This is a genomic window from Paenarthrobacter sp. NPDC091669 (genome assembly GCF_044756725.1).
GTDB lineage: Bacteria > Actinomycetota > Actinomycetes > Actinomycetales > Micrococcaceae > Arthrobacter > Arthrobacter bambusae_C.
On sequence record NZ_JBIVTK010000002.1, the window covers coordinates 34,894 to 60,963 of the forward strand.

Below are 26,070 nucleotides of genomic sequence, written 5' to 3' on the forward strand. Positions count from 1 at the left end.
CTTGTCCCGTGATCATCCAGAATCTCTTCCTGCAGGGCATCTACCACTTCGAAGGCACCGGGCTGGATAAACCGGTTCCCATCCACGCTGAACTCTCACACTTTGTTCCGGATGGCGTGGTCAATCAGACGCTGTACTTCCGTGGCGGCAATTCCAGCCCTGAACTGATCACCGTGGTTTTGATGCGCGACCGCATTCCCCTGCGCTATTTCCCCATCGGGGCCAAGGGCGATGTCCATATCCCGCTCAGGGTGGTGGAAGACACCGAAGGCGGGTCCGTGATCGAACTGTTCCTCGTGGCTCCGGCCGGGGTACGGGGAACCGTGGTGGTGGATCTCGGAATGGTGGAGCACTGATGAAAAAGCGGCTGGTAGTGATCGGAAACGGCATGGCCGGCGCCCGGGCTGTGGAGGAGATCCTGGCCCGGGGTGGTGCCGATCTTTTTGACATCACCATGTTCGGCGACGAGCCGTACGGGAACTACAACCGGATCATGCTCAGCCACGTCCTCTCCGGCGAGGAAAGCGATGCGGGCATCTTCCTCAATGACCTGCCCTGGTACCAGGAGAACAACATCACCCTCCACTCCGGGGTCCGCGTGGATCGGATAGATAAGTTCAGCCGGCATGTTTTCGCCGCCAATGGCCGTGTGGTCCAGTACGACCACCTGATCATCGCCACGGGCAGCCGCTCCTTCCTGCCACCCATGGACGGCATCTACACGCCCAGCGGCACGGTGCGGCACGGCGTCTTCACCTTCCGGACCATGGATGACACCCACCGAATGATCCAGTTTGCCCGGCGCGAACACCACCGCGATCAGCAAAGCAAGGCTGTGGTGATCGGCGGTGGATTGCTGGGGCTGGAGGCAGCCCGGGGGTTGCAGGCCTACGGCCTGGACGTCGCCGTGGTCCACTCGGGCGGGCACCTGATGAGCGCCCAGATGGGGCCCGACGGCGGTGCAATACTGCGGCGAAGCGTTGAGGCGCTGGGCATCGGGGTGCACACCGGAAGCCGGACCACGGCCATCCTGGGATCGGACCGCATCACCGGGGTGGCCCTGCGCGATCAACCCACCATCGACTGCGACATGGTGGTGGTCACTGCAGGCATCAGACCCAACGTGGATGTCGCCGTCGTCAGTGGTTTGGCAGTGGAGCGCGGAATCGTGGTGGATGACCACCTGCGGGTGATGGACGAAGAGGAGATCTACGCGGTGGGGGAGTGCGTCCAGCACCGCGGCGAGGTGTACGGGTTCGTTGCGCCTTTGTGGGAACAGGCCGCCGTGCTGGCCGACCATGTGACGGGCGTGGACCGCTCGTCGATGTATCTGGGGTCCAGGACCGCCACCAAACTGAAGGTGGCCGGCGTCGACGTCGCTTCCATGGGGCTTCATGGTCCGGAACGGGACAGCGACGAGCACATCGTGTTCTCCGAGCCCAGCCGCGGTGTGTACAAGTCGATCGTGATCAGGGACAACAAAATGGTGGGGGCCACCCTGCTGGGTGACAGCCGCAAGGTGGCCTACCTGACCCAGGCCTTTGATCAAGGCTTGCCCCTTCCGGAGGAGCGGCTCTCGCTGATGTTCGATCTCGGGTCGCCGGGGGAGGCAGAGAGCGTCGCCGAACTGGCGGACAGCGCACAGGTCTGCAATTGCAACGGCGTCTCCAAAGGGGCGTTGGTCTCCGCCGTTCGTGGCGGGTGCGCTTCAGTGTCCGCTGCCATGGACGCCACCCGTGCTGGAAAAGGGTGCGGCTCGTGCAAGCTCATGGTTACCCAAGTGGTGGAGTGGGCCGCCGGCGGTGCTGTGGAGGAAGACCCGGCCGCCAACTACTACGTTCCCGGAATTCCGTTGGACAAGGCTTCCCTGATGGCGGAGATCCGGTCCCGTGGGCTCCGTTCCGTGTCAGAGGTCTTCGCCGCCCTGGCTCCGGGCAGTGCTGAGGATGCCAAATCCAAGATGGGGCTGGCGTCGCTGATGAAGATGATGCTGGCCGGGGACTATGTGGACGAACGGGACGCCCGGTTCATCAACGACCGCGTCCACGCTAACATCCAGCGCGACGGCACCTTCTCCGTGGTCCCGCAAATGAAAGGCGGGGTGACTTCGGTGCAGCAGCTCCGACGGATCGCGGACGTCGCCGAGAAGCACAACATTCCCCTGATCAAGCTGACCGGTGGGCAGAGGATCGACCTCCTGGGGGTGCCCAAGGAAGAGCTTCCGCAGGTCTGGGCCGATCTGGACATGCCCTCCGGGTACGCCTACGGCAAGAGCTTCCGCACGGTCAAGACCTGTGTAGGGAAGGACTACTGCCGTTTCGGAACAGGTGATTCCACGGGCTTGGGAATCGGACTGGAATCCAGGTTCCAGGGAATTGAAGCGCCGGCCAAGCTGAAACTCGCCGTCTCCGGCTGCCCCCGCAACTGTGCCGAGTCCCTGGTCAAAGACGTGGGTGTGGTGGCCGTGGAAGGTGGCCGCTGGGAAATTTACCTCGGGGGAGCCGCCGGTGCCCATATCCGCAAGGGCGATCTGCTGGTCACTGTGGATACTCCGGAAGAGGTCACTCTCCTTGCAGGCCGGTTCATGCAGTACTACCGGGAGAACGCGAACTGGCTGGAACGGACGTATGCGTTCGTGCCGCGGGTGGGGATCGAGCACATCCGCAGTGTCATCCTGGACGATTCCGAGGGGATCGCTGCCCGCCTGGACGCTTCCATGCAAGCTTCGGTGGACAGCTATGTGGACCCTTGGAGCGAACGCGATGATCCACTGACGCCCGGCCAGTTCCGCACCTCCCTGCCCCTGACAGTCCTGCCGCAGGTGCCGGTCCGATGAGTGCGCAGCCAGTGATCGCCGGGTTGAGTTCGGCCGGCGGGTCCGGGAGCGCCGCCGGGTCCGGGAGCGCCGCTGGATCGAACGTCCAGCACCTCCTGGGCCCCGTTGACCAAATCCCGTTCGGTGAAGGCCGGGCATTTGGAATCGACGGCGAGCAGGTGGCCGTGTTCCGCCTGCGGGATGGAAACCTGAGGGCCGTGTCCGGTGTTTGCCCGCACCAAGGTGGTCCGATCGCGGACGGCACCATCGACCAGCAAGTGGTGGTGTGCCCGCTTCATCAACACGCTTTCGAACTCCAAACAGGCTGCTCCACCACGGGCGCCAAGCCCTTGAGGTCCTACAAAGTCTTCGCAGATGAGGCCGGAAATATGGTGCTTGAACTGGGCTGAACAGCACCAATTCCAAGGGCAGCCCGGGCCCTTGTCCACAGCTCCTTGTTGCCTGCGTCACGGGCATTGGGGTTAATCCCGTAAGATAGACGGGTTGCGCGAAGCTTCGGCGTTCTGCGTTCTTTGTCACACTTCGGGTCCTCCAACGAGGAAAAGCTCGAATTTTGTGTGCCAAAGCCGCCTGTGTTCCGGCATGGGCGTGACACCTACAGCAACACCCCAACCCACAAGGAACAGCTGTGCCGCAAAGTACTCCCACAGATCTCCAGAGCTCCAAGGCCTCATCTGCAGCCTCGGACTCCAACCTCAGCGCCGAGGGATACCAGAAGACCCTGAGCCGCCGCCACGTCACCATGATCGCCATGGGTGGCGCCATCGGCGTCGGCCTCTTCATGGGTGCCGGTGGCCGTCTGGCCTCCACAGGCCCGGCCCTGATCTTCTCCTATGCCATTGCCGGCGTCATCGCTTACCTGCTGATGCGCGCGCTCGGTGAACTCATCATGTACCGCCAGACGTCCGGCTCCTTCGTGAGCTACGCCGGTGAAATGTTCGGCAAGAAGGGCGCGTTCCTTTCCGGCTGGATGTACTTCATCAACTGGGCCATGACGGGCATCGCCGAGCTGATCGCCATCGGCCTGTACTTCCAGTTCTTCTTCCCCAACGTGCCCATTGAACTGTCCGCCATCGCCGCGCTGGTGCTGCTGGTGGCCGTGAACCTGTTCAGCGTCAAGGCGTTCGGCGAGTTCGAATTCTGGGCTTCCTGCCTCAAGGTCGCGGCCATCGTGATCTTCCTGGCTGTTGGCACGTTCATGGTTGTCACCAACGCCAAGGTGGGCGACGGCAACGCGTCCGTCGCCAACCTCTTCCACGAAGACGGCGGCATGTTCCCCAAGGGCGGCCTGGTGATGATCCTGGTGCTCAACGCCGTGATCTTCGCTTACAACGCCATCGAGCTCGTCGGTATCACCGCAGGTGAGATGGAAAACCCGGAACGCGAAGTTCCCAAGGCGATCCGCGCCGTCGTGGTCCGTATTGTGGTCTTCTACGTTGGTTCGGTGACGCTGCTCGCAATGCTGCTGCCGTCCGACCAGTACGTTGCCGGCACCTCGCCGTTCGTTACCGTGTTCGGCCAGATGGGCCTCGGCTGGATGGGCGATGTCATGAACATGATCGTCATCACCGCCGCGTTGTCCTCCTGCAACTCGGGCCTGTACTCGATCGGCCGTATCTTCCGCACCATGGCCAACAACGGCCACGCCCCGCAGTGGCTCACCAAGATGTCCACCCGCCACGTGCCGTACGCAGCCATTCTCGCGATCGGCGGCGTCTACCTCGTAGGCATCCTCCTGAACATCTGGCTGGGTGGCTCGCACGCGTTCGACCTCGCACTGAATACCGCGTCCATCGGCGTGATCTTCACCTGGGGCTCCATCTTCGCGAGCCAGATTGCCCTGCGGAAGAAGCGCGGCAACGTCTCCAGCCTGCCGATGCCCGGTTCGCCGTGGACCAGCTGGGTGGGGCTCATTGCCTTGCTGGCGATCACCGTGCTGATCGGGTTCGATTCCATGACGGACGAGGAAACCGGCGAGGTCTTCCTGCTGGGCCTGTGGACCCTCGCTACCATCCCGTTCTTCGCCCTGGTCCTGTGGCTCGGCTGGCAGAAGGTCAAGAACAACGAACCCAAGAGCGAGCTCTTCAGCTAAGACTCGTCCGGTTCACTGCGTTTCAAACGTACGACGGCGCGTGCCTCCTTCCGGGGGCACGCGCCGTTTGCGTTGTGGGCCTGCTGTTGCGGGGCCCGCTGTGCGGCCTAAAACGGGTGTGAAGCGCGCAGAGCGGGCCCCGTAACGAAATCAGCCTGCGTTGCGAGGCCTGCTGTGCGGGCTAGCCGAGCTTGGGGATCAACACCGGGGTGCTCTTCTTGTACTCCTCATACACGGCCTCCCCGCCCCAGGTCTTGTCGGCCTTCTTCTCCAGCAAGGGGATGCCGCTGACCTTGGTGAGCAGGAGGGTCACGAAGATCGGGGAGACCAACGCAACCCACTGCCAGCCTTGGAGTACCGGGATGGCGATGATGGCCACTCCGGTCCACAGGAGGATCTCGCCAAAGTAGTTGGGGTGCCTGGACTTGGACCACAGTCCGTTGGAGATGAACTTCCCCTTGTTGGCGGGGTTGGCCTTGAACCGGCTCTTCTGCAGGTCGGCCACGATCTCGATGACGAATCCTGCCGCCCACACCACGAATCCGAGGACGGCCAGCCAGTCCAAAGCCACCCGGTTGGTGCTGGTGATGGCCACCCATGCCGCTGCGGCAGTGAAGACCACCCAGAGTCCTTGAATGGTCCACACGTTGAGGAAGCGAACGAACGATGGCTTGATCTCGTCGAAGCGGTCGTCCTTGCCGGCCTTGTGGATCCGCCGGGACAGGAACGTGCCCAGTCGGAGCGCCCATGCGGCAACCATGGCCGCAAGGAGCAGCGATCGGGCATCAACCCCGGGCGTGGCAAGCACCAATAGGACGGTGATGGCTACATAGGTCAGAGAGCCGGTGAGGTCGAAGTACTTCTCTGTCTGCGCTTTGAAGGAGGGGATGAAGACAAGCCATTGAATGATGAACGCGGCGGCGACTGCGGCGGCGAAGACCGGGATCGCGGCCAGGCTTGCTCCGTGGTGGCTTCCGGCCGCGGCGACGAGTCCGCCCATCAGTACCACCACCGGAAGGGCAATGAGGCCCTTCCTCTCTGAATCCTTCACAGTGTTCCTCTCACGGCGGCACCAGCGGCGTTTCCCTGACAGTGCCGATTTCCTAGCCTGTTTGATGTTCAAACTAATTTGATTACTATATAACCATGCAAAACCATGAAAAGGCTACCGGAGAGTTGGCCCACCCGACCTCCCGGACGTTGCAAGGTCTGTTTGGCTTGGCTAATGAGACCGAACGCGAGGTAGCCCGGGCGCTCGGACTCAACCTCACTGACTACAGGGCGCTCACCGTCCTGGCCGATTCGGGGCCCGTCACCGTGGGGGCCCTCGCCTCGGACTTGGGTGCTACAGCGGCCACCACTACTGCGCTGGTCAGTCGTTTGGAGTCGCACGGGTTCGTTGAACGATTCCGCAGCACGGAAGACCGGCGACAAGTGCACGTCAACGTCACCAGTTCGGCATCCCTCCAAGTCAAGGAACTGCTGCATCCGCTCCTGTCTGCCGCCACTGCGCACGTGGACGCGCTGCCCGCTGAACACCAAGCCGTCGTCGGGGATTTTCTCGAGGCCGTTCTGGGCTTGATGCAGGAGCACCTGCAATCCCTGTCTGCTGAAGGTGTCCGTTGAGAGAATTCACCTCCCCGCCGCTGGTTGACGCGGCCAACCACCGCAACGCCACCGAGTTGCTCATGCAGCGCGCCAGGACGAACCCCGGGCACATCGCTTTTGAAGTCCGTGCGGCAGATACGGCCATCACCGATCCGTGGCGGCAAGTCACCACGGAACAGTTCGTTGACGAGGTCCGTGCGCTGGCCAAGGGTTTCATCGCGGCCGGCATCCAGCCGGGGGAGTCCCTGGCCATTATGTCCCCCACCCGCTACGAATGGGCGCTGGCCGATATGGCCGCCTGGTTCGCCGGCGCCGTCGTGGTTCCCGTCTACGAAACCTCAGCGGCACCGCAGGTAACGGCGATCCTGGCCGATGCCGACGTCAGGCTTGCCGTGGGCGGCACGGCGGAGCACGCGGCTTTGCTGGAGCAGGGTTTCGGCAACGCAGGAATCCATCCCCTGGGGATCTGGACCATTGATGCCTGCCCCGGCGCCGACCTGGCAGATCTGGTGGCCCGCGGTGTCGGGATCCCGGACGGCACCGTGGAAGAGCGCCGCCTGCTGGCCGATCTCGACTCCGTGGCCACCATTGTGTACACCTCCGGCACCACGGCGGCGCCCAAAGGTGCGCTCATCACCCACGGCAACTTCGTGGGGCAGGTCCTGAACGTCGCCGGAGCCTACACCGAGGTGGTCCGCGAGGGTGGAAACACCATCATCTTCCTGCCGATGGCCCACGTCCTGGCTCGAGGCCTGCAACTGATCTGCCTGGCCAACGGCATGCGGATCGCCCACCTCTCAGATCCTCGGGACGTGGTGCCCGCGCTGGGCGCTTTGAAACCCACGTTCCTGGTGGTGGTTCCCCGGGTGCTGCAGAAAATCCAGGCATCGGCCGCTGCCGCCGCAACGCAAAAACGGCTGGGCCGCGTGTGGGCTTCGGCGCAAAGCACGGCAGTGGAGTGGGGCCGGTTTGCAGAAGCGCACGACGCCGACCCTACCGTCCGTGCCTCCGCCGCCCTTCGCGTCCGGCGGGCTCTGTTCGACCGCCTTTTCTACGCCCGGTTGCGGAAATTGGTGGGCGGACGCCTTGATTACCTGTTGTCCGGCGCAGGCGCGCTCGATGCGGACCTGTCACTTTTCTTCCGGGGACTGGGACTTCCCGTCATCGAAGGCTACGGCCTCACGGAAACTACAGCCCCACTGACGGGCAACCTGCCAGGGTCCATCAACTCGGGGTCCGTGGGCGTCCCCATGCCCGGTACCACCGTGCGTCTCTCAGGCCAAGGTGAAGTCCTGGCCCGCGGTGGGGGCGTCTTTGCCGGCTACCGTCGGCAGGCAGACAATGCCGAAGCGTTCGTCGACGGCTACTTCCGGACCGGGGACCTTGGCGAGCTGGACCACCTGGGACGGCTCACCTTGAAAGGCCGGATCAAGGACGTCATTGTCACGGCCGGCGGGAAAACCATCTCTCCGGCCATTTGGGAAGGCTACGTTGAAGGCGACCCGCTGGTTGCCCATGCCGTGATGGTGGGGGAGGGCAAGCCGTACCTCGGGGGCCTGGTGCTGCTGGACCCCGAAACCTTGGCGGCGTGGGCCGAGCGCGAGGGCATTGCAGATCTGAAGGGTCTCCGGATTCCCGACGACGGCGGTGCAGTCCAAATCGACGATGTCCGGCTTCTCGCTGTGATTGGCAAGGCCGTCGGTGCTGCGAACGCGAAAATCGCACGCTCCGAGCAGGTGCGCCGGTTCGTCTTGCTGCTGACCGACCTCACGGAGGCCAACGGAATCGTGACACCCACCATGAAACTCAAGCGGGGGGCTTTCACAGAACGTGCACGGCACATCGTGGACAGCCTCTACGCTGACACCCGGCGCCAGGGATGAGCCCCGGCATGAAGCGCTGGCTTCTGTCCTACGCGCTGGCAGCCGTGATCTTTGCAGTGATCGACGTCGTATGGATCGTCACCGTGGCGCAGCGGCAGTATCAAAGCCAGATCGGACACCTTCTTGCATCCAGTCCGCAACCCGTCGCGGCCATGCTGTTCTACGTGGTCTTCGTTGCGGGGATCGTTCACTATGGCGTGCGGCCAAGGAGGGCGGACCTCACGCTGGGCCGGCGGGTCGCGGGTGGAGCGTTGTTTGGCTTCTTCACGTACTCCACCTGGGCGTTGACGGCGCTCGCAGTCCTGAAGGACTTCCCGCTGATGGTGGCGGTGACCGACATTGCCTGGGGTGTTGGTGTCAGCGCTGTGGTCACCTGGCTGACCGCCTTAATTGGGACTGTCAGGGGTCGGGTCTAGGCTCGATGTATGGAACACACCACCACCCTGACGCAGCACATTAAGGCAGACCCGGAGAAAGTCTGGGCCGTTATCTCGGACATCCCGGGCTCGGCCGGCACCCTCTCCGGCATCGACTCCGTCCAGTTGCTCAGCGAGGGCCCGTACGGCGAAGGCACGCGCTGGAAGGAGACCCGCACCCTGATGGGCAAGCAGGAAACCGTCGAAATGTGGGTGTCCCAGGCAGACCCGCCGCGTAGCACTACCGTGAAGGCGCTGCAGGGCGGCGCTGATTACACCTCGCGCTTCACCCTGTCCGACCGCGACGGCGGTACGGACCTTACGCTGACGTTCGGCGCCGAGGTCCTCAAGCCGTCGTTCCTGAGCAAGGTGGGTATGGCTCTCTTCGGGAAAATCGGCATGAGCATGACGCGCAAGGCCCTCGCCAAGGACCTGACGGAGATCGCAGCGAAGGCGGAATCCCTCTGATGGCGGCTGCGAAGGTTGCGGCCCCTAAGATTTCACCGGTCCGTTTGGAAGAACTGCGCGACGACGACGCTCCGGACTTCCAGCGTGGCGAACGGTATGACGGTGTCAGGTGGACCAAGGTTTCCGCCGACGGAGAAGAGCTGAGCGGCTCCGACTTCATCGAATGCGAGTTGAACGGTGTCTCCTTCAACGAGGCGCAGCTTCGGGGCGCAACATTCCGCGAGTGCATTCTGGCCGAGCCGTACGCGCCCGTCTTCACCGCCGCACGGAGCTCCTGGCAGGATGTGGAAATCAGTAACCCTCGATGGGGCTCAGCTGAACTCTATGAGGGCAACTGGCGATCCGTCCGGATCGACGGCGGCAAGCTGGACTACGTGAATCTGCGCGGCTCCAAACTCATGGACCTCCAGATCTCGGACTGCATCATCAATGAGTTGGATCTCGGTGGCTGCGCCGGGACCAGGATCGCCCTGAAGAACTGCACCATCGGTACCTTGGACGTCACCGGGGCCAAGCTCAAGGATGTTGATCTGCGGACGTCCGAGTTCCGGGGCATCAACGGATTGGCCGGGCTGGCGGGGGTTGTCATCGACGACTACCAACTCAGCCTCATGGCGCCCCTTCTGGCTGGCCACCTCGGCATCCGGGTGGTGTGATCCCGGGTTCGGGACTGGTTCAGGTCCGCCGTGGGCCGGTCAACAGATGACGTCAGCTGTTGACCGGCCCGCCGGGCCGTGTAATCTTTATAGAACGAACGGTCGGTATATTATTCCGGGCCGGTCCCTTTCACTTTCGCGAAGGATGTTCTCATGGTCGAGGCTTTTCTTGTTGGCGGCGCACGAACGCCTGTAGGTCGCTACGGTGGGGCGCTGTCCTCCGTCCGCCCGGACGATCTCGCAGCATTGGTGGTCCGTGAAGCAGTGGCGCGTGCCGGGGTCGATCCTGACTCCATTGACGAGGTGATCCTCGGCAACGCCAACGGCGCCGGCGAAGAAAACCGGAACGTGGCGCGTATGGCCACCCTTCTTGCCGGACTTCCCCTCCACATCCCGGGCATCACGGTGAACAGGCTTTGTGCCTCGGGCCTCAGCGCGATCATCATGGCCAGCCACATGATCAAGTCCGGTGCCGCGGACATCGTGGTGGCCGGTGGTGTTGAGTCCATGAGCCGCGCCCCGTGGGTCCAAGAGAAGCCCACCACGGCGTTCGCCAAGCCCGGACAGACCTTCGACACCTCCATCGGCTGGCGCTTTGCCAACCCGCTCTTCACCAAGGGCGAGCTCTCACGCGACGGCAAAATGACCTACTCCATGCCGGAAACGGCTGAAGAAGTAGGCCGCGTGGACCAGATTTCACGTGAAGACGCTGACGCCTTTGCCGTCCGTTCGCACGAGCGCGCGCTGGCTGCCATTGCGGGCGGTCGCTTCAAGGACGAGATTGTTCCCGTGACGGTCAAGACCCGGAAGTCCGAGACCGTGGTGGACACCGACGAGGGACCCCGCGAAGGCACCACCATGGACGTCCTGGCGGGCTTGCGACCCGTTGTGCCCGGCGGATCCGTAGTCACAGCCGGCAACTCGTCCACGCTCAACGACGGCGCCTCGGCCATCATCGTTGCCTCTGAAGCAGCCATCAAGAAGTTCGGATTGACGCCACGCGCCCGCATCGTCGACGGTGCTTCAGCGGGTTGCGAGCCCGAGATCATGGGCATCGGTCCGGTCCCGGCCACGCAGAAGATCCTGGCCCGCACCGGGCTCACCGTGGACCAGTTGGGTGCTGTTGAACTCAACGAAGCTTTCGCCACGCAGTCGCTCGCCAGCATGCGCCGCCTCGGGTTGAACCCGGACATTGTGAACAACGACGGCGGCGCCATCAGTCTGGGGCATCCGCTCGGTTCCAGCGGCTCGCGTATTGCCATTACGCTGCTGGGGCGTATGGAGCGTGAACTCGCCTCACTTTCCGGACCTAAGCTCGGATTGGCCACGATGTGTATCGGCGTCGGGCAGGGCACCGCAATGCTGCTGGAAGGCGTGTAATGGCACTGAACCCGGAAGACTTCACCACCCTCCTCCTCGAGGATCGCGAAGACCGTCTCACTGTCCTGCTGAACCGCCCAGAGGTACGCAATGCGATTGACCAGACCATGGTGGACGAGCTTCACCAGGTGTGTGCTGAACTGGAGCGGAACCCCAAAGTCTTGATCATTGCCGGGACGGACGGGGTGTTTGCTTCCGGCGCCGACATCGGGCAATTGCGCGAACGGCGCCGTGACGACGCCCTGCAGGGGATCAACTCCACGATCTTTGTCCGGATCGCCAAGCTTCCCATGCCCGTCATCGCGGCCTTGGATGGATACTGCCTGGGTGGGGGCGCTGAGCTCGCCTACGCGGCGGACTTCCGCATCGGCACTCCGAGTGTCCGGATTGGAAACCCGGAAACCGGCTTGGGAATCCTCGCCGCAGCGGGTGCCAGTTGGCGGCTCAAGGAACTCGTGGGAGAACCGAAGGCCAAGGAAATTCTCCTCGCCGGCACTGTGCTCCGCGCCGAAGAAGCCTTGCGGATCAGCCTCATCACGGAGATCCACGAAGCCCCCGAGCTGATGGACGCAGCGCATAGGCTGGCCGACCGCATCGGACGCCAGGATCCCTTGGCAGTGCGCATCACCAAATCCGTGTTCCACGCCCCGGCCGAAGCGCACCCGCTGATCGACACCCTGGCCCAGGGAATCCTTTTCGAGTCCCAGGCGAAGTTTGACCGGATGCAGGCTTTCCTTGATAAGAAATCGGCGAAGGCAAGGCAAGACACGGACGCATCCGCCACTTCCGCTCCGACTTCCGGCACCGACGACAGGACCCAGAAATGACAGAAGCTCCCGCCATCCCGCACGTCGTCGGAGTCCTGGGCGGAGGCCGGATGGGTGCCGGCATCGCCCACGCCTTCCTCGTCAAAGGTGCCACCGTGATTGTGGTGGAACGCGATCACGAGGCAGCGGCCGGAGCGCAAGGTCGCGTTGCTGACGCCGTGGCCAAGTCCGCTGCCCGGGGCACCCTGAACGAAACCCCTGACGAAGCAATGTCCCGCTTCAGCACCTCCACGGACTACGAGTCGTTCATCCACTGTGGCCTCGTGGTGGAGGCCGTGCCTGAGGACTACGACCTCAAAGTTTCGGCGCTGAAAGCTGTGGAGGAGCACTTGTCCGCCGATGCTTTCCTGGCGTCGAACACGTCCTCGCTCTCCGTCACCGGGCTTGCCAACGAGCTCCGTCGGCCCGCCAACTTTGTGGGCCTCCACTTCTTCAACCCGGTGCCTGCCTCCACCCTCATTGAGGTGGTGCTGGCCGAGAAGACGTCTCCCGAACTCGCTGTTGCGGCGAAAAACTGGACGGAGGCACTCGGCAAGACCGCCGTCGTCGTCAATGACGCTCCCGGCTTTGCTTCCTCAAGGCTTGGCGTCGCGATTGCCCTTGAGGCAATGCGCATGGTGGAGGAAGGCGTGGCTTCTGCCGAGGACATCGACGCGGCCATGGTCCTTGGCTACAAGCACCCCACGGGCCCTTTGAAAACTACCGACATTGTGGGCTTGGACGTCCGGCTGGGTATTGCGGAATACCTCCATTCGACTCTTGGCGACCGTTTTGCGCCGCCGCAGATCCTGCGCGACAAGGTGGCTCGCGGCGAACTCGGACGTAAGACGGGCAAGGGTTTCTTCGACTGGAAAGACTGAACCCCGCGGGCGGTTAGGCTAACCGGGTGACTTCAATCGAACCCATCACCCTGACCGGAAAATTTGTGACGCTGGAACCGTTGAGCCAGGAACACCATGGCGGGCTGGTGGATGCAGCCCGCGACGGTGACCTCTGGAAGCTTTGGTACACCTCGGTCCCGACCCCGGAAGGCATGGCAGCTGAAATCGATCGCCGCCTGGACTTGCTGGCGAAAGGCTCCATGGTGCCCTTCGCCACGCGCTCCAACGCCACGGGCAAGCTGATTGGCATGACAACGTACATGAACATCGACGCCGTGACTCCCCGCTTGGAAATCGGATCCACGTGGAACGCCGCGTCGGCTCATGGCACTGGAACCAACCCGGATTCCAAGCTCCTGCTCCTGCGGCATGCCTTCGAGACGCTGGGCTGCGCGGCTGTCGAGTTTTGCACACACTGGATGAACCAGCAGTCCCGCGAAGCCATTGCCCGGCTCGGCGCCAAGCAGGACGGCGTGCTCCGGAATCACTCCCGCAGCGCCGACGGAGCCCTCCGCGACACCGTGGTGTTCTCCATCCTCGAACACGAGTGGCCGGCTGTGCGCAACGGCCTGGAGTTCCGGCTGGCGAAGTACGGCGCGTAGACGCGGAGAGTGGCCCGAGTGTTTGCGCCGAGGGGTGAGCTCTCGCCTGTAAGTGCTCTCGTTACCCCCGAGAGCTAACCCTTCGGCGAAGGTGGCGGGGCTTCGATGGTGTTGGGAGTGCGTGCGTCGAGGGGTGAGCTCTCGCCTGTTTGTGCCCTCGATACCCCCGAGACCTAACCCCTCGGCGAGGGTGGCGAGGCTTCGATGGTGTTGGGAGTGCGTGCGCCGAGGGGTGAGCTCTCGCCTGTTTGTGCCCTCGATACCCCCGAGAGCTAACCCTTCGGCGAGGGTGGCGGGGGAGTGCGTGCGTCGAGGGGTGAGCTCTCGCCCGTATCCAGGCGCCGATACACCTGAGAGCTAACCCCTCGGCGCACTGTCAAGGTCTTTCCACGGCACCCCCGCAGGCGTACTCTAGCCAACACATTGCCCCGGTATACGGCCGAGTGGTGGGGCGAGCCGTGACCTCCGCACCTTCGGAGTGCCGGAGCCCCATTTGAGCAGTACGAAGGGGAAAATCATGGCAACTCATCAAGCACGACGACGGCTGGCGGCTTTAGCGGGCGGGCTCGCTGTCTTGGGACTTTCGTTGGGATTCGTGGGGAGTCCTGCCACTGCCGCACCTCCACCATCCGCTGACTACGTGGCACTCGGTGACTCGTACACTGCGGGGACCGGGGCGGGCGGGCTGTACGCACCGGATCCAGTGGGTTGCTGGCAGAGTCATCCAGGGTACGTTGATGTGGTTGCTGACACTGGCCGGGTCAACTTACTTCGGAACCTCGCATGCCACGGAGCCCTGCTCGTGCCCGGTGGTCCTTTTTACAACGGTGCACCGTCCGTAATTGAGCAGATCGCACTGGGCCAGACCGCACTCCGAAATGCCGAGTTGGTGAGCATCACCGCCGGTGCCATCGATGCGGGAAGCCTTTTGGCACTTCAGGCTTGCGCGACTCCGGACACCGTGACGTGCGCAGGGACCGTCGACGCGATCATCGCCAACCTCCCCGTGCTTGAGGCCGGCCTTGAGGGTATCTACCAAACCATCCGAGCATCGGCTCCGCAGGCAACCATCGCTGTCCTGGGGTACCCGCGTCTCTTTGATCCCGTGAATGGTGTGCCGGTCATTCCCGTCCCGAACCAAATAAAGGTCAATCAGGCCATCGACGCCCTCAACTCCACCATCGCCAAAGCGGTCGCCGACAGCCGGACCAACGCGAAGTTCATCGACGTCACCAAGAGGTTCGCCGGCCACGCGGCAAATTCCTTGGTGCCGTGGATCGTCCTGGACCTTCGGCTGCCTCTCCCGGACGCCAACTTCCATCCGAACATTGCCGGGCACCAGGCCTATGCAGCCGCGCTGGTCTCCGCCGTCAAGCCTGCCCAGCTCGCCAAGCGGTAGGTCTACCCGTTCGTCAAGGGGCGGGCTTTCGGCAGTATGCACACCCGAAAGTGCTGAGAGCCAACCCCTCGGCGTACCCGAAAGTGCTGAGAGCCAACCCCTCGGCGCACCTCAAAGCTCACACTCGCGCCCTCCCATGTGCTTAGCTGGCTGCTATGGAGGGGACATCTGAAGCTCACCGAAGCGTCCACTGGGACGGCGCCGTGAACGCGTGGCGGATTGCCGGGGACGTCTACCGGATGGGCCGGCATGAGTGGGTCACCGAGGTCGGCTGGCAGCAGATGTACGACGACGGCGTCCGCACCGTGATCGATCTCCGCGCCTCCCGCGAGCGTCGCCAACGCGACACCGATCCCGAGGTACCGGAGGATGTGAAGGCGCGTATCGACGTCGTACATTGCCCCACGGAGGATCCGGATCACCGCCGCTTCAGCGAGCTGTTCGGCCCGTACTTGAAGGATCCGGCGAAGTACGGCGATTACGTGGAGCTGTTCGCGGAGAAGATCGCGCCGGTATTCAAAACCATCGCGGCGTCGCCCGGCAAAGTGGTGGTTCACTGCTCGGCGGGGAGGGATCGCAGTGGCGTGATCGCGCTGATGCTGCAGCGGCTGGCGGGTATGAGCGACGAGGACATTGTTAGCGGCTACGAGCTCGCGGCCCGGGGAATCAATGAGCGGCATCGAACGCATGGTGCCCCGCATGCCCATGATCCGTACCTCCCCGATGCCGAACTCGAGGCCATGCTGGAACAGAAAAGGGCGGGCCTGCGCGAGTTCCTCGAAGGGTTGGACGTCGTGGCTTTCTTGAGGGCGCACGGCGTTGCGGAAAACGAGGTTGACGCACTGAGGTCAAAGCTCGGCTCGGGAGCCACCACCGCTGCTAACATGCAGGATTGATCACACTTCCCCAACGGAATGGACCCGCCATGAACGCCGGTGCCCGCGTCACCATCGTGACCCGAACCAAGAACCGTCCGATTTTCCTGGCCCGGGCCCTGGACGATGTCTTCGCCCAGACGTTCCAGGATTTCGAGTTGGTGATTGTGAACGACGGCGGCAACCCGGCCGACGTCGATCGCCTCACCTCCCAGCGGACCGACGGCGAGCGGGAGCGAATCACCACGCTCCACCATGCCGAGTCCGTGGGGATGGAAGCGGCATCCAACGCGGGTATCAAAGCCGGATCCGGTGAGTTCATTGTGATCCATGACGACGACGATTTCTGGGCGCCGAACTTCCTTGAGCGCACTGTGGCTTATCTGGACGATCCTGGGCATGGTGCCGAAAGTGGCGTCATGGTCCGGACGGAGATTGTCATTGAAGAACTGCTGGAGGACCGGATTGAGCCGATCCGCCGGGAGATTTTCTGGGCAGACATGCAACAGATCACCCTTGCGGACATGCTGAAGATCAACCGGGCCGTTCCCATTTCCTTCCTGTACCGCCGGAGTCTGCACGACGCCGTGGGCTACTACAACGAGGACCTCCCCGTGGTGGGCGATTGGGAGTTCCATCTGCGCACCCTGAGCCACTCGCGCGTGGGATTCATCGACGGCGAACCGCTCGCGTTCTGGTCGCAACGGCCGGAGTCCGAAGGCCATGAGGGCAACAGCATTTTCGCAAAGGCCGCCGAGCATGCCCGCTACGATGCCTTGGTCCGCGACGAGCATCTTCGCGATGGCGTCGCCCAGGGAGGGCTTGGCGGGATGCTGTACCTGACGCGCGTCCTGGCTGAGCAGGAGGAGCTCATCCGCGCCCAGCAGCGACGCCTCGACGAAACCGGAGCCAAGCTGGACCATGTTCTGGAACGGCTGGATGCCCTGAACCAGACGGTCATTGCCCGGACCAGCGTGGGGGAGTTCCTCAAGAAGCCGATGTTGTTGGCAAAGAAGCTGGGTGGCCGGGGCTAAGGCCGCCCGCGAAATAACTGCTGTACTCCTCCGGGCATTCATGTACCCTGTATATATTACCGAACGGCCGGTCAGTAATGTTTGCCCTCGGGCAGCATGACAGACCGTGCCGATTTCACGTGCCTTGGAAGGACCCGTCGACGATGACCACTACCGCAGTCGCCCCGGAAACCACAGCCGTTGCAACCGTCCCCAGCTACGTCCAGGATGCCTGGTGGACGCCGGCGCCTGATGCCAGGAAAGTCCCGGTCCGCGATGCCAGCACCGGAGAAGTCCTGGCCAACGTGAGCACCGACGGACTGGACCTTGCCGCCGTCGTGGATTTCGCCCGCACCACAGGCCAAACTGAACTCGGCAAGCTGACGTTCCACCAGCGTGCGCTCAAGCTCAAGGAGCTTGCCCAATACCTCAACGGCCGGCGCCAGGAGCTGTACGAGTCCTCGTCCCAGAGCGGCGCCACCAAGATCGACAACATGATCGACATTGACGGCGGCATCGGCGTGCTCTTCACGTTCGGCTCCAAGGGCCGCCGTGAACTGCCCAACTCGCAGGTTGTGGTGGACGGCCCCATGGAGGTGCTCTCCAAGGATGGTTCGTTCGCCGGCGAGCACATCTACACCCGCATCCCCGGCGTCGCAGTGCAGATCAACGCCTTCAACTTCCCCGTGTGGGGCATGCTGGAGAAGTTCGCTCCCGCTTTCCTCGCCGGTGTCCCCACCATCGTGAAGCCGGCTACGCCCACGGGCTACGTCGCCGCCGCCGCGGTCAAGGCCATGGTTGAATCGGGCATTCTCCCGGCAGGTTCCCTCCAGCTGATCTCCGGCTCCGCCCGCACCATCCTGGATGAACTCGACTACCGCGACCTCGTGTCCTTCACAGGATCCGCCTCAACCGCGAACTCGCTGAAGGGCCACCGCAACGTGGTCCAGGGCGGCGTCCGCTTCACGTCGGAGACCGACTCCCTCAACGCCGCGATTCTCGGCCCGGATGCTGTTCCCGGTACTCCGGAGTTCGACGCCTTCGTCAAGGCCGTCGTCACCGAAATGACCGTCAAGGCCGGCCAGAAGTGTACGGCCATCCGCCGCATCATCGTCCCGCAGGCGCTGACCGCCGAGGTCGCCGCCGCCGTTGGCGCGCGCATCAAGGAGCGCGTCGTCGTTGGCGACCCCCGAGCCGAGGGCGTCACCATGGGCGCCTTGGCATCGCTGGAGCAGCTCGCCGATGTCCGCGCGGCTGTTCAATCAATGCTCGACGCCGGTGGCGAGCTTGCGTACGGTTCTCTGGATACGCCGTCGGTCACCTCGGTTGGGGGCACCGTGGGGGTCGTGGAGGACGGCGCGTTCATGTCGCCCGTTCTCCTGAGCTGGGCGGACGCCGAAGCTGAGGAAGTCCACTCGCTCGAGGCCTTCGGTCCGGTTTCCTCCGTGCTCGGTTACTCGGATCTGGCCGATGCCGTCCGCCTCGCAGCGCGCGGTTCCGGCTCCTTGGTAGCTTCGGTGTGCACCAACGATCCTTCCGTGGCGCAGGAGCTGGTGCTTGGCATCGCAGCCCACCACGGCCGCGTCCACATGCTCAACCGTGAAGACGCCCGCTCCTCCACCGGTCACGGATCCCCGGTTCCGCACCTGGTTCACGGCGGTCCGGGCCGCGCCGGTGGCGGCGAGGAACTGGGTGGCATCCGTTCCGTCCTGCACCACATGCAGCGCACCGCCATCCAGGGCTCCCCGAACATGCTGACCGCAGTCACGGGCCAGTGGCACACCGGCGCCGACCGCAACTTCACGGTGGAAACCGAGGGCGAGCACCCGTTCCGCAAGCACCTCTCCACCCTCCGCATCGGCGACGCTGTTCGCTCGGAACTCCGGGAGGTCTCGCTCGAGGACATCACTGCGTTCGCCAACTCCACGGGCGACACGTTCTACGCCCACACCAACCAGGAAGCCGCCGAAGCCAACCCGTTCTTCCCCGGCATCGTGGCCCACGGCTACCTGCTCCTGAGCTGGGCCGCCGGACTCTTCGTGGAGCCTGCGCCGGGCCCCGTTCTGGCCAACTATGGGCTCGAGAACCTGCGCTTCATCACCCCAGTGGCGGCAGGAGATTCGATCCGGGTCACGCTGACAGCCAAGAAGATCACTCCGCGTGAGACGGACGAATACGGCGAAGTTGCTTGGGACGCTGTCCTGACCAACCAGAACGACGAAATCGTGGCCACCTACGACGTCCTCACCCTCGTGGAGAAGTAACCCTCACTCACATCCCGCGGGTTTGGGTGGGTCCCTCTCTCACATCCCGCGGGTTTGGGTGGGTCCCTCTCTCACGTCCCGCGGGTTTGGGTGGGTCCCTCTCTCACGTCCCGCGGGTTTGGGTGGGTCCCTCTCTCACGTCGAAGAAACGCCTTTCCACGGCATGTGGGAAGGCGTTTCGCTCTTTCCAAGGGGTGCATATCTGCACGGTGAAGTGGTTGGTGTCTTCGGTGACTTGGATGGTGCTTCGTCCATTTACGTCGATGGCAATCGGGCTAACCCCTGGTTTCACCGCTGCTCGGACGCTTCCGAGAGGGCCTGCATGACGGCTGCACCGTTGCCGCGCCGCGCCACCGAGTGGGAGGTGAGAGAGGGTTCGGCTCAAGCCCGGGGGAGGTGAGCGAGGGTTTGGTTCAAGCCCGGGGGATGTGGAAGAGGGTTCGGCTCGAGCCCGGGGATGTGAGCGAGGGTTCGGCTCGAGCCCGTGGGATGTGAGCGAGGGTTCGGCTCAAGCCCGTGGGATGTGAGCGAGGGTTCGGCTCAAGCCCGTGGGATGTGAGCGAGGGTTCGGCTCAAGCCCGTGGGATGTGAGCGAGGGTTTGGTTCAAGCCCGGGGGATGTGGAAGAGAGTTCGGCTCGAGCCCGTGGGATGTGGAAGAGGGTTCGGCTCAAGCGCGTGGGAGGTGAGAGACGGTCAGGCGGCCGTGTGGAGGCCGTCGAAGGCCATGGTGATGACGTCGTCCGCGAGCTTCTCCGGGGACAGCGAGCCGCCCGGCTTGTACCATTCCACGATCGAGTTGATGGTGCCGAACAGCAGGCGCGTCACGGTTCGGGGATCGATGTCCTGCCGCAGGGAACCGTCCTCGCGGGCCGCGGAGATGAGTTCGGCTACCTTGTGGTCGAACGCACGGCGCCGTTCCAGGGCATCGCGCTCGATCTCCGTGTTTCCCCGCAACCGCAGCAGCAGGGTAACGAAGGGCAGCCGGTCCACCAGTACCGCGATGGTCTGCCGCAGCACGAACTCGAGCCGGGCGTCAGCGGGCCCGGAGGTGGCGGCGGGCTCCTCGAGGATGGCCTCAAGGCCACCCAACGCATGGTCCAGGGCGAGCTTCAGCAGATCGCCCTTGGACGGCACGTGATGGTAGATAGCTGACTTCGAGATCCCGAGGTTCTCGGCCAGAATGCCCATGGACGTTGCGTCGTACCCGTGGCGGTTGAAGACGTCGACGGCGATGCGGAGCACCGACTGCTGGTCATAACCGGGCCGTCCGCGCTTGGTGGTGGTCTCAGTAGGCATGCTGGCATTTTCTCACGATCTCAAGCAAGGTCAGCCCTTGGGGCGCATGTCGTAGATCCGGCGAAGCTTGCCGTTGGACCGCTCAAGGGAACCGGGCTCTACTACGTCGACAACGCAAGATGACCCGACGTGAATCTTGATCTGCTCACGCAAGGTGTGCGCCGCCGTCGTGCCTGCATCGGTGGAGACGTTCTCGCGGCGTTCGATTTTGACGGTCAGCGAATCCATGCGCTTGCCTTCGGGGCGGGTGATTTCGAGCTGGAAGTGCGGGCTGAGTTCCGGGATGCGGAGCGCGATTTCCTCGATTTGCGACGGGAACAGGTTCACGCCGCGGAGGATGATCATGTCGTCGCTGCGGCCGGTGATGCGGCCCATTCGGCGGTGCGCCGGGCGCGCGGTGCCGGGGAGCAGGCGGGTGAGGTCCTTGGTGCGGTACCGGATGATCGGGAGCGCTTCCTTGGTCAGGGACGTGAAGACGAGTTCACCGGGTTCGCCGTCGCCCAACACTGTGGAGTGATCGAACGGATCGATGATTTCGGGGCGGAAGTGGTCTTCCCAGATGTGGCAGCCGTCCTGGGTTTCAACGGCTTCCCCGGCGACGCCCGGGCCCATGACTTCGGAGAGGCCGTAGATGTCCGAGGCCTTGATGTTCATGGTGGTTTCGAGCTCGTGGCGCATCTCTTCGGTCCACGGCTCGGCCCCCAGAACGGCGTACTTGAGGGAGGTGGAGGTGGGGTCGATGCCCTGGTGTGCCATGGCGTCGGCGATGGTCAGCAGGTAGGTGGGTGTTGCAAGGATGGCGTCCGGCTTGAAGTCCTGGATGAGCTGGATCTGGCGTTCGGTCTGGCCGCCGGAGATCGGAATGACGGTGCAGCCGAGGGCTTCAGCGCCGGCGTGTGCGCCGAGGCCGCCGGTAAAGAGGCCGTAGCCGTAGGCGTTGTGGACCTTCATGCCGGGGCGGACTCCGGAGGCGCGGAAGGATCGGGCCACCAGGGTTGCCCAGTTGGCGAGGTCCTGCTTGGTGTAGCCAACCACTGTGGGGCGGCCGGTGGTTCCCGAGCTCGCGTGGATGCGTGCCACCTGGTCCTGGGGCACGGCGAACATGCCGAACGGGTATTCCAGGCGGAGGTCTTCCTTGGTGGTGTACGGGAATTTGCCGAGGTCGCTCAGTTCGCGGAGGTCCGAGGGGTGCACGCCGGCTTCGTCGAACTTGCGCTTGTACAGCGGCACCCGATCGTAGGCGTAGGCCACGGTGTGCTTCAGGCGGGTGAGCTGCAGGGCTTCGAGTTCGTCGCGGGAGATGGTTTCTTCACGGTCCAGCACGGGGTCAGTTGCCTTCGAGGAGGAAGCTGCGGGTGCGGCCACGGTGTTCTGCGTCATGGGGTTCCTACTTCTTGGAGATGGTGCGGCTGCGGCCACGGAACTCGGCAATGAGTTCTCCGGGCTGGGTGTCTGTGGCGGAAGGGACGTCGGGAGAGGCCGCGTAGATCTGGATGTCGTACAGGCCGCTTCGGCCGGTGCTCGCGCGGCGGTTTGCGACGGCGGTGATCACCTGGCCTTGGAACGCGGGCTTGATGAAGTTGATGTCGACGCCGGACGCCACCGTGATGTTGGCGGCTTGCTTGGGCGTGGGGTTGGCCGGGTTGCAGGCCAGTGCGAAGGCGGTGTCCCCGAAGGCGAAGATCATTCCGCCGTGGGCCATGCCGAATCCGTTGAGCATCTCCTGGCGGAGGTGCATGCGGATGGTGGCGTGCCCGTCGTCGAGCCTGAGGACCTCGATGCCCATCCATTCGGACGCGTAGTCGTTCGTCAGGATGTGGTGCGATGCACCGGAGAGGGTTGTTTCAACCATGCGTCATTGCCTCCAGCTTTATTTACCGAATGTTCATTAGGTAATCCCAGATCGCGCCACGTGTCAAGACTGGACCAGTATTCGCCCGCACCTAGTAGCCTCGGAGACATGCCCGAAATTGAGCTCCCCATCACCACCGACCGACTCATTCTGCGCCGCTTCGAAGCCGAGGACCTCGATCGCTTCCACGGATACCAGTCACTTCCCGAAACTGCCCGGTTCCTCCTGCGCAACGAGCTGACAAGGACCAAGTCCATGGAAGTCCTGGGCAGGTACGCCAACTTCGAGTTCAACCAGGAAGGCGACTGGATTTGCCTGGCCATCGAGCGGAAGGACCACCCGGGCCTCATGGGCGAGGTGGTGCTCAAATGGCTTGAGGGGACGGGGCAGGCAGAGGTGGGCTGGATTCTCCATCCTGATGCCCAAGGCCACGGCATTGCCACCGAAGCCGCGGAAGCCGTGCTGAGGCTGGCGTTCGAGACACTCTCATTCCACCGCGTTGATGCCAAGTTGGATGCCCTCAACGAAGGATCGGCCGGCATCGCCAAGCGCCTGGGCATGCGCCTGGAAGCGACGCTGGTGGACAACTGGCACTACAAGGGCCAATGGGCCACGGAAACTATCTACGCGATTCTCGACTCCGAGTGGCGAACCCGGCACCATCCGTGGACGCGGACCATCAACTGACGGGCCACGTCTTGTGGTGCTTGAGCTGTTCGGTCAGCTGCTCTTCAGGCAGTGGCCTGCTGAAGTAGTACCCTTGGCCGCTGGTGCACCCGATGCTGAGGAGATATTCGGCTTGCTCGGCACTTTCGACGCCTTCCCACACCGCAGCCAACCCGCAAGCCCGGATCAACTGCAGCACGGCGGCCAGCAGTGCGGGTTGCGAGGGGTCGCTGCCCAGTGCTGAGAGCAGGGTCCGGTCCACTTTGACGGTGTCCACCGGGAGCTGGCGCAGGTAGCTGATGGATGAGTAGCCGGTGCCAAAGTCGTCGATTTCCAGTCCCACACCCAGTCGGCGCAGACTGTTGAGCGTGTAGCGATCCAGGTCATTGCCTTGAATAACTGCGCTCTCGGTCAGCTCCAGGACCAGCAGCGACGGGTCCAACTCAGCCGAAGCCAAAGCCTCCCGGACGTCTTCGATGAACTCCAGGCGCTGCAGATCCGCCGCCGAAACGTTGATCCGCATGCTGAAGTTGTGACCCGACGTGAGGGGGTCGGTGCGCCATTGCTTCAACTGCCCGACGGCGGTGCGGAGCACCCAGCCGCCCAGATCGGAGATCATTCCGGTTTCCTCGGCAATGGGGATGAACTCGTCCGGCATGACGAGTCCGCGGGTGGGGTGGTTCCAGCGGACCAATGCCTCCACGCCCTCGATTTCGCGGGTATCCAACCGGATGATCGGCTGATAGTAGAGCACCAGCTGCGAGCCAGTGATCGCTTCTTTGAGTTCGCCCACCAGTTGGTTCCGCATCTGTCTGGTGTGCAGCATGGCTGGTTCGAAGACCTTGAGCTTGCCACGCCCGTCAGCTTTGGACTCGTACATGGCGATGTCCGCTTCCATCATCAGTTCCTCCGCGCGGTGGCCGGGGTCGGCCATCCGGAGGCCCATGCTGGCACCGCAACGCAGGTGCTGGCCCTCAATCTCCATGACGCCTACCACCGCGGCAAGGATGCGGTTACCGATGGAGGCCGCGATCGCGGGAGTCACGTCGGGGATCAGCACCGCGAATTCGTCTCCGCCCATGCGGGCCACCATGTCCTGATCGCGCACCGCGCCGGTGATCCGCTTGGCCACCGTTTCCAGGACCTTGTCTCCGATGGTGTGCCCCAGCGAGTCGTTGATCGCTTTGAACCCGTCCATGTCCAGGAGGAGGATGGCTGCCTTTCGGCCGCTCTGCGCCCCACTGGCCTGGGCTTCGCTGAGTGCCGTGGCAAATGCTGAGCGGTTGTTCAGGCCTGTGAGGGGATCAGTCATGGCCATATGCTGCATCGCCAGGTGGGCTTCGTTGAGCTGCTGGGTACGGGCCCGCACCCTTTGCTCCAGCTCTTCGTAAACGATCTGGAGATCCTCGGCCAGGAGGTTGGTACCCATGATCACGGCATCGATTTCATCGCGTGCCTCTGAGACCTCAATTCTGGTGTTGAGATCCCCGGCGGCCAGCCTCACGATTCCGTCCAGGAGCAGCCCGAGGCGCGGGTCGTTGCCGGAGTACATTTTCCCTTCGGACATGCTCACCCCCCGTGTGGCCCGCCTCGTTGTTCATCGCTATGGCGAAGGTACTCCCGAACAGCTGCGCTGCGTTCGGGCAATGCCGCCTGTTCGAACAGCATGGCAGCTTTTTCAAACGTCACCAGTGCATCCTGCCGTCTATCGGATTCAAGCAGGGTCCGGGCCAAAAGGAAATGTGCTTCCGCCGAGGTTTGCGTGGCCAGAATGGAGGAGCGGGCGCACAAGGGTTCCAGGATTGCGGTGGCTTGCTGCATATCGCCGCTGAGGAAATACCAGTGGGCGCGGACCAGCGACATTTCCAAGTGGTCCCGCTCGGAGCCGCCCACAATGTCCGTGGCGAGCTCTGCCCTTTCAATGCAGCGGAGGGTTGCAGCATCACTGAGTTTTGCCTGCAGGCGCATTTCCGCTGATGCCCTGTTGAACCGTGCCCATAAATCAACGTCTTTGGACGGTGAAAGCCGTTCGGCCGCGAGATCGTGGTAGCGGCCGCCGTCGGCAACACGATTGGCAAGGAACGCAACATTGCCAATCACCCAATAGCCTTTGCCGGCAGTGTCTTCATCGACGTCGTCGGTCAGCAAGGTTTCCAGGACGAGGCATTCGCGCCAGGCATCATCCAGGAGCCGGCTCTCCGCCAAAGCGGCGATCAGGGCGCGCTGGGCGAGGATCTGAACGTACAGCAATTCGGCATCCCCGGCGGCAAGTTTGGCCGCATCCGCAGCCATGGCGGCAGCCTCGGGGAGCCTGCCCAGGCCTTGGAATGCCACGGCAACCATGGTTCCGGCTTTGGCCCCCAGTTCGGGTGAGGAAGCGGTCAGGCTGTGATTGTTGATCTCCATGGCAACGTTGAGGTATTCCTCAATGCGGCCTTGGTCCCGGAGACATTCCGCTTGCAGGTACCGCATGTTCCACCAGGACTCGTCATCTCCGGCGGCGGTGGACAGCCCGGCAGCCTCTCCGGCCAGGCGGTAGGCCTCGTCGAAGTCCCGTTCCTTCCACTTGGCGCGTGCCGTGAGACCGGCGACGAAGTGGGAGGCGAGGTGCGGACTTTGCATGTGCCCATTATCCATGTCATTGCAGACGAAAAGCTCGTATAGTTTGCACCGTGACTTTATTCAAGTCACAGACAACAAATTCGCATCAGTACGAAAGGGCATAGCGGATGAAAAAATTTGCGGCAACCCTGCTCATGGCGGCGGTTCTGGCAGTAACAGGTTTCGCTGCCCCGGCTAATGCCGAGCCTACGCAGGACAGCACGGCAATCGGCTGGTGGCCTAACAGCTACACCGCCACGAAGACGAACACCACCAGCATCGGTTGGTGGCCGAACTAAACTTTGGGGGAGCGCCTCTCAAGGCCATATAACGTCAATTGATGCCCCGGGCTGCTGCCCGGGGCATCAATTTTTTGTTTCGCAGTATGTCGAGCATTAGTGACCGTAGAGCACTTGCGCGGACCTTACGTTGACACGCTTGTCACACCGGGCAG

The 26,070-nt window shown here is 63.4% G+C and carries 25 protein-coding genes; 19 read left to right on the forward strand and 6 right to left on the reverse strand.

All coding sequences use genetic code 11. From position 1 onward, the window contains the following. Positions 1 to 8: 8 nt before the first annotated feature. From ACIQLI_RS03120 to ACIQLI_RS03135, 4 genes are all read left to right on the forward strand, one after another. Positions 9 to 356, forward strand: a complete 348-nt coding sequence (locus tag ACIQLI_RS03120; RefSeq protein WP_400384863.1) for a molybdopterin oxidoreductase — start codon at positions 9 to 11, stop codon at positions 354 to 356. Continuing rightward, positions 356 to 2,836: a nitrite reductase large subunit NirB gene (nirB, locus tag ACIQLI_RS03125; protein ID WP_400384866.1), complete on the forward strand. Its 2,481-nt coding sequence runs from the start codon at positions 356 to 358 to the stop codon at positions 2,834 to 2,836. The genes ACIQLI_RS03120 and nirB overlap by 1 nt, the downstream gene beginning before the upstream one ends. After that, the gene (locus tag ACIQLI_RS03130) at positions 2,833 to 3,225 is read left to right on the forward strand and encodes a Rieske (2Fe-2S) protein (RefSeq protein ID WP_400384868.1); all 393 of its coding nucleotides are present in this window, start codon (positions 2,833 to 2,835) and stop codon (positions 3,223 to 3,225) included. Before nirB ends, ACIQLI_RS03130 begins: the two co-directional genes overlap by 4 nt. 239 nt (positions 3,226 to 3,464) lie before the next feature. Further along, entirely contained in the window at positions 3,465 to 4,928 is a 1,464-nt protein-coding gene (locus ACIQLI_RS03135; protein ID WP_400384871.1) for an amino acid permease, read from the forward strand. Positions 4,929 to 5,109: 181 nt separating this feature from the next. Here the strand turns inward: ACIQLI_RS03135 and ACIQLI_RS03140 are convergent, their stop codons facing one another. After that, a complete protein-coding gene (locus ACIQLI_RS03140) occupies positions 5,110 to 5,979 on the reverse strand; it encodes a DUF1295 domain-containing protein (RefSeq protein WP_400384874.1) in 870 nt (289 codons plus the stop codon). A 95-nt stretch (positions 5,980 to 6,074) separates the two neighbouring features. Here ACIQLI_RS03140 and ACIQLI_RS03145 point away from each other — a divergent pair, with 95 nt between their 5' ends. The 13 genes from ACIQLI_RS03145 (at position 6,075) to paaZ (ending at position 19,200) form a co-directional block, all read left to right on the forward strand. Further along, positions 6,075 to 6,554, forward strand: a complete 480-nt coding sequence (locus ACIQLI_RS03145) for a MarR family winged helix-turn-helix transcriptional regulator (RefSeq protein WP_400384877.1) — start codon at positions 6,075 to 6,077, stop codon at positions 6,552 to 6,554. Continuing rightward, positions 6,551 to 8,419 (forward strand): AMP-dependent synthetase/ligase, encoded by a 1,869-nt coding sequence (locus tag ACIQLI_RS03150; protein WP_400384879.1) that lies wholly within the window; start codon positions 6,551 to 6,553, stop codon positions 8,417 to 8,419. The genes ACIQLI_RS03145 and ACIQLI_RS03150 overlap by 4 nt, the downstream gene beginning before the upstream one ends. A gap of 8 nt (positions 8,420 to 8,427) precedes the next feature. Further along, the gene (locus ACIQLI_RS03155; RefSeq protein WP_400384882.1) at positions 8,428 to 8,835 is read left to right on the forward strand and encodes a DUF2177 family protein; all 408 of its coding nucleotides are present in this window, start codon (positions 8,428 to 8,430) and stop codon (positions 8,833 to 8,835) included. A gap of 9 nt (positions 8,836 to 8,844) precedes the next feature. Continuing rightward, positions 8,845 to 9,303, forward strand: coding sequence for an SRPBCC family protein (locus ACIQLI_RS03160; RefSeq protein WP_400384884.1), 459 nt, complete (start codon positions 8,845 to 8,847; stop codon positions 9,301 to 9,303). Further along, positions 9,303 to 9,959 (forward strand): pentapeptide repeat-containing protein, encoded by a 657-nt coding sequence (locus tag ACIQLI_RS03165; RefSeq protein ID WP_231340438.1) that lies wholly within the window; start codon positions 9,303 to 9,305, stop codon positions 9,957 to 9,959. The genes ACIQLI_RS03160 and ACIQLI_RS03165 overlap by 1 nt, the downstream gene beginning before the upstream one ends. A 153-nt stretch (positions 9,960 to 10,112) precedes the next feature. Further along, positions 10,113 to 11,339: a thiolase family protein gene (locus tag ACIQLI_RS03170; protein ID WP_400384887.1), complete on the forward strand. Its 1,227-nt coding sequence runs from the start codon at positions 10,113 to 10,115 to the stop codon at positions 11,337 to 11,339. Then, positions 11,339 to 12,166 (forward strand): enoyl-CoA hydratase/isomerase family protein, encoded by an 828-nt coding sequence (locus ACIQLI_RS03175; RefSeq protein ID WP_400384890.1) that lies wholly within the window; start codon positions 11,339 to 11,341, stop codon positions 12,164 to 12,166. Before ACIQLI_RS03170 ends, ACIQLI_RS03175 begins: the two co-directional genes overlap by 1 nt. After that, on the forward strand, positions 12,163 to 13,026 hold the full coding sequence (locus tag ACIQLI_RS03180) for a 3-hydroxyacyl-CoA dehydrogenase family protein (protein ID WP_400384893.1): 864 nt from the start codon (positions 12,163 to 12,165) through the stop codon (positions 13,024 to 13,026). The genes ACIQLI_RS03175 and ACIQLI_RS03180 overlap by 4 nt, the downstream gene beginning before the upstream one ends. A gap of 26 nt (positions 13,027 to 13,052) precedes the next feature. Then, complete coding sequence (locus ACIQLI_RS03185; protein WP_354229534.1) at positions 13,053 to 13,649, forward strand: GNAT family protein; 597 nt, start codon at positions 13,053 to 13,055, stop codon at positions 13,647 to 13,649. A gap of 517 nt (positions 13,650 to 14,166) precedes the next feature. Next, positions 14,167 to 15,048 carry an SGNH/GDSL hydrolase family protein gene (locus ACIQLI_RS03190; RefSeq protein WP_400384897.1) on the forward strand — a complete coding sequence of 294 codons (882 nt, stop codon included), beginning with the start codon at positions 14,167 to 14,169 and terminating at the stop codon, positions 15,046 to 15,048. A 155-nt stretch (positions 15,049 to 15,203) separates the two neighbouring features. Next, positions 15,204 to 15,944 (forward strand): tyrosine-protein phosphatase, encoded by a 741-nt coding sequence (locus tag ACIQLI_RS03195; RefSeq protein ID WP_400384900.1) that lies wholly within the window; start codon positions 15,204 to 15,206, stop codon positions 15,942 to 15,944. Further along, positions 15,941 to 16,957, forward strand: coding sequence for a glycosyltransferase family 2 protein (locus ACIQLI_RS03200; protein ID WP_400384903.1), 1,017 nt, complete (start codon positions 15,941 to 15,943; stop codon positions 16,955 to 16,957). The genes ACIQLI_RS03195 and ACIQLI_RS03200 overlap by 4 nt, the downstream gene beginning before the upstream one ends. A gap of 143 nt (positions 16,958 to 17,100) precedes the next feature. Further along, positions 17,101 to 19,200 (forward strand): phenylacetic acid degradation bifunctional protein PaaZ, encoded by a 2,100-nt coding sequence (gene paaZ, locus ACIQLI_RS03205; protein ID WP_400384906.1) that lies wholly within the window; start codon positions 17,101 to 17,103, stop codon positions 19,198 to 19,200. Between the two features lie 694 nt (positions 19,201 to 19,894). Here the strand turns inward: paaZ and ACIQLI_RS03210 are convergent. From ACIQLI_RS03210 to ACIQLI_RS03220, 3 genes are read right to left on the reverse strand one after another with little or no spacing between them, the layout of a single operon-like run. Continuing rightward, positions 19,895 to 20,497: a TetR/AcrR family transcriptional regulator gene (locus ACIQLI_RS03210; RefSeq protein ID WP_089596031.1), complete on the reverse strand. Its 603-nt coding sequence runs from the start codon at positions 20,495 to 20,497 to the stop codon at positions 19,895 to 19,897. 30 nt (positions 20,498 to 20,527) lie between these two features. Then, on the reverse strand, positions 20,528 to 21,877 hold the full coding sequence (gene paaK / locus ACIQLI_RS03215) for a phenylacetate--CoA ligase PaaK (protein WP_354229545.1): 1,350 nt from the start codon (positions 21,875 to 21,877) through the stop codon (positions 20,528 to 20,530). Between the two features lie 7 nt (positions 21,878 to 21,884). After that, positions 21,885 to 22,349, reverse strand: coding sequence for a hotdog fold thioesterase (locus ACIQLI_RS03220; RefSeq protein ID WP_400384909.1), 465 nt, complete (start codon positions 22,347 to 22,349; stop codon positions 21,885 to 21,887). A 108-nt stretch (positions 22,350 to 22,457) separates the two neighbouring features. Between ACIQLI_RS03220 and ACIQLI_RS03225 the strand changes: the two genes are divergently transcribed. Further along, complete coding sequence (locus ACIQLI_RS03225; RefSeq protein ID WP_089596028.1) at positions 22,458 to 23,036, forward strand: GNAT family N-acetyltransferase; 579 nt, start codon at positions 22,458 to 22,460, stop codon at positions 23,034 to 23,036. Here the strand turns inward: ACIQLI_RS03225 and ACIQLI_RS03230 are convergent. Beyond that, complete coding sequence (locus tag ACIQLI_RS03230; RefSeq protein ID WP_400384913.1) at positions 23,029 to 24,582, reverse strand: putative bifunctional diguanylate cyclase/phosphodiesterase; 1,554 nt, start codon at positions 24,580 to 24,582, stop codon at positions 23,029 to 23,031. The genes ACIQLI_RS03225 and ACIQLI_RS03230 overlap by 8 nt on opposite strands. Before the next feature lie 2 nt (positions 24,583 to 24,584). After that, positions 24,585 to 25,637: a hypothetical protein gene (locus ACIQLI_RS03235; RefSeq protein WP_354229551.1), complete on the reverse strand. Its 1,053-nt coding sequence runs from the start codon at positions 25,635 to 25,637 to the stop codon at positions 24,585 to 24,587. A gap of 107 nt (positions 25,638 to 25,744) precedes the next feature. Between ACIQLI_RS03235 and ACIQLI_RS03240 the strand changes: the two genes are divergently transcribed. Beyond that, positions 25,745 to 25,915 (forward strand): hypothetical protein, encoded by a 171-nt coding sequence (locus tag ACIQLI_RS03240; protein ID WP_337339217.1) that lies wholly within the window; start codon positions 25,745 to 25,747, stop codon positions 25,913 to 25,915. The last annotated feature ends 155 nt before the right edge of the window (positions 25,916 to 26,070 follow it).

Coding starts and splice junctions, on each gene's coding strand:
- nirB (WP_400384866.1), top strand. CDS start 356: ATGAAAAAGCGGCTGGTAGTGATCGGAAACGGCATGGCCGGCGCCCGG.
- ACIQLI_RS03130 (WP_400384868.1), top strand. CDS start 2,833: ATGAGTGCGCAGCCAGTGATCGCCGGGTTGAGTTCGGCCGGCGGGTCC.
- ACIQLI_RS03145 (WP_400384877.1), top strand. CDS start 6,075: ATGCAAAACCATGAAAAGGCTACCGGAGAGTTGGCCCACCCGACCTCC.
- ACIQLI_RS03155 (WP_400384882.1), top strand. CDS start 8,428: ATGAAGCGCTGGCTTCTGTCCTACGCGCTGGCAGCCGTGATCTTTGCA.
- ACIQLI_RS03160 (WP_400384884.1), top strand. CDS start 8,845: ATGGAACACACCACCACCCTGACGCAGCACATTAAGGCAGACCCGGAG.
- ACIQLI_RS03165 (WP_231340438.1), top strand. CDS start 9,303: ATGGCGGCTGCGAAGGTTGCGGCCCCTAAGATTTCACCGGTCCGTTTG.
- ACIQLI_RS03170 (WP_400384887.1), top strand. CDS start 10,113: ATGGTCGAGGCTTTTCTTGTTGGCGGCGCACGAACGCCTGTAGGTCGC.
- ACIQLI_RS03175 (WP_400384890.1), top strand. CDS start 11,339: ATGGCACTGAACCCGGAAGACTTCACCACCCTCCTCCTCGAGGATCGC.
- ACIQLI_RS03180 (WP_400384893.1), top strand. CDS start 12,163: ATGACAGAAGCTCCCGCCATCCCGCACGTCGTCGGAGTCCTGGGCGGA.
- ACIQLI_RS03190 (WP_400384897.1), top strand. CDS start 14,167: ATGGCAACTCATCAAGCACGACGACGGCTGGCGGCTTTAGCGGGCGGG.
- ACIQLI_RS03195 (WP_400384900.1), top strand. CDS start 15,204: ATGGAGGGGACATCTGAAGCTCACCGAAGCGTCCACTGGGACGGCGCC.
- paaZ (WP_400384906.1), top strand. CDS start 17,101: ATGACCACTACCGCAGTCGCCCCGGAAACCACAGCCGTTGCAACCGTC.
- ACIQLI_RS03210 (WP_089596031.1), bottom strand. CDS start 20,497: ATGCCTACTGAGACCACCACCAAGCGCGGACGGCCCGGTTATGACCAG.
- paaK (WP_354229545.1), bottom strand. CDS start 21,877: ATGACGCAGAACACCGTGGCCGCACCCGCAGCTTCCTCCTCGAAGGCA.
- ACIQLI_RS03220 (WP_400384909.1), bottom strand. CDS start 22,349: ATGGTTGAAACAACCCTCTCCGGTGCATCGCACCACATCCTGACGAAC.
- ACIQLI_RS03225 (WP_089596028.1), top strand. CDS start 22,458: ATGCCCGAAATTGAGCTCCCCATCACCACCGACCGACTCATTCTGCGC.
- ACIQLI_RS03230 (WP_400384913.1), bottom strand. CDS start 24,582: ATGTCCGAAGGGAAAATGTACTCCGGCAACGACCCGCGCCTCGGGCTG.
- ACIQLI_RS03235 (WP_354229551.1), bottom strand. CDS start 25,637: ATGCAAAGTCCGCACCTCGCCTCCCACTTCGTCGCCGGTCTCACGGCA.
- ACIQLI_RS03240 (WP_337339217.1), top strand. CDS start 25,745: ATGAAAAAATTTGCGGCAACCCTGCTCATGGCGGCGGTTCTGGCAGTA.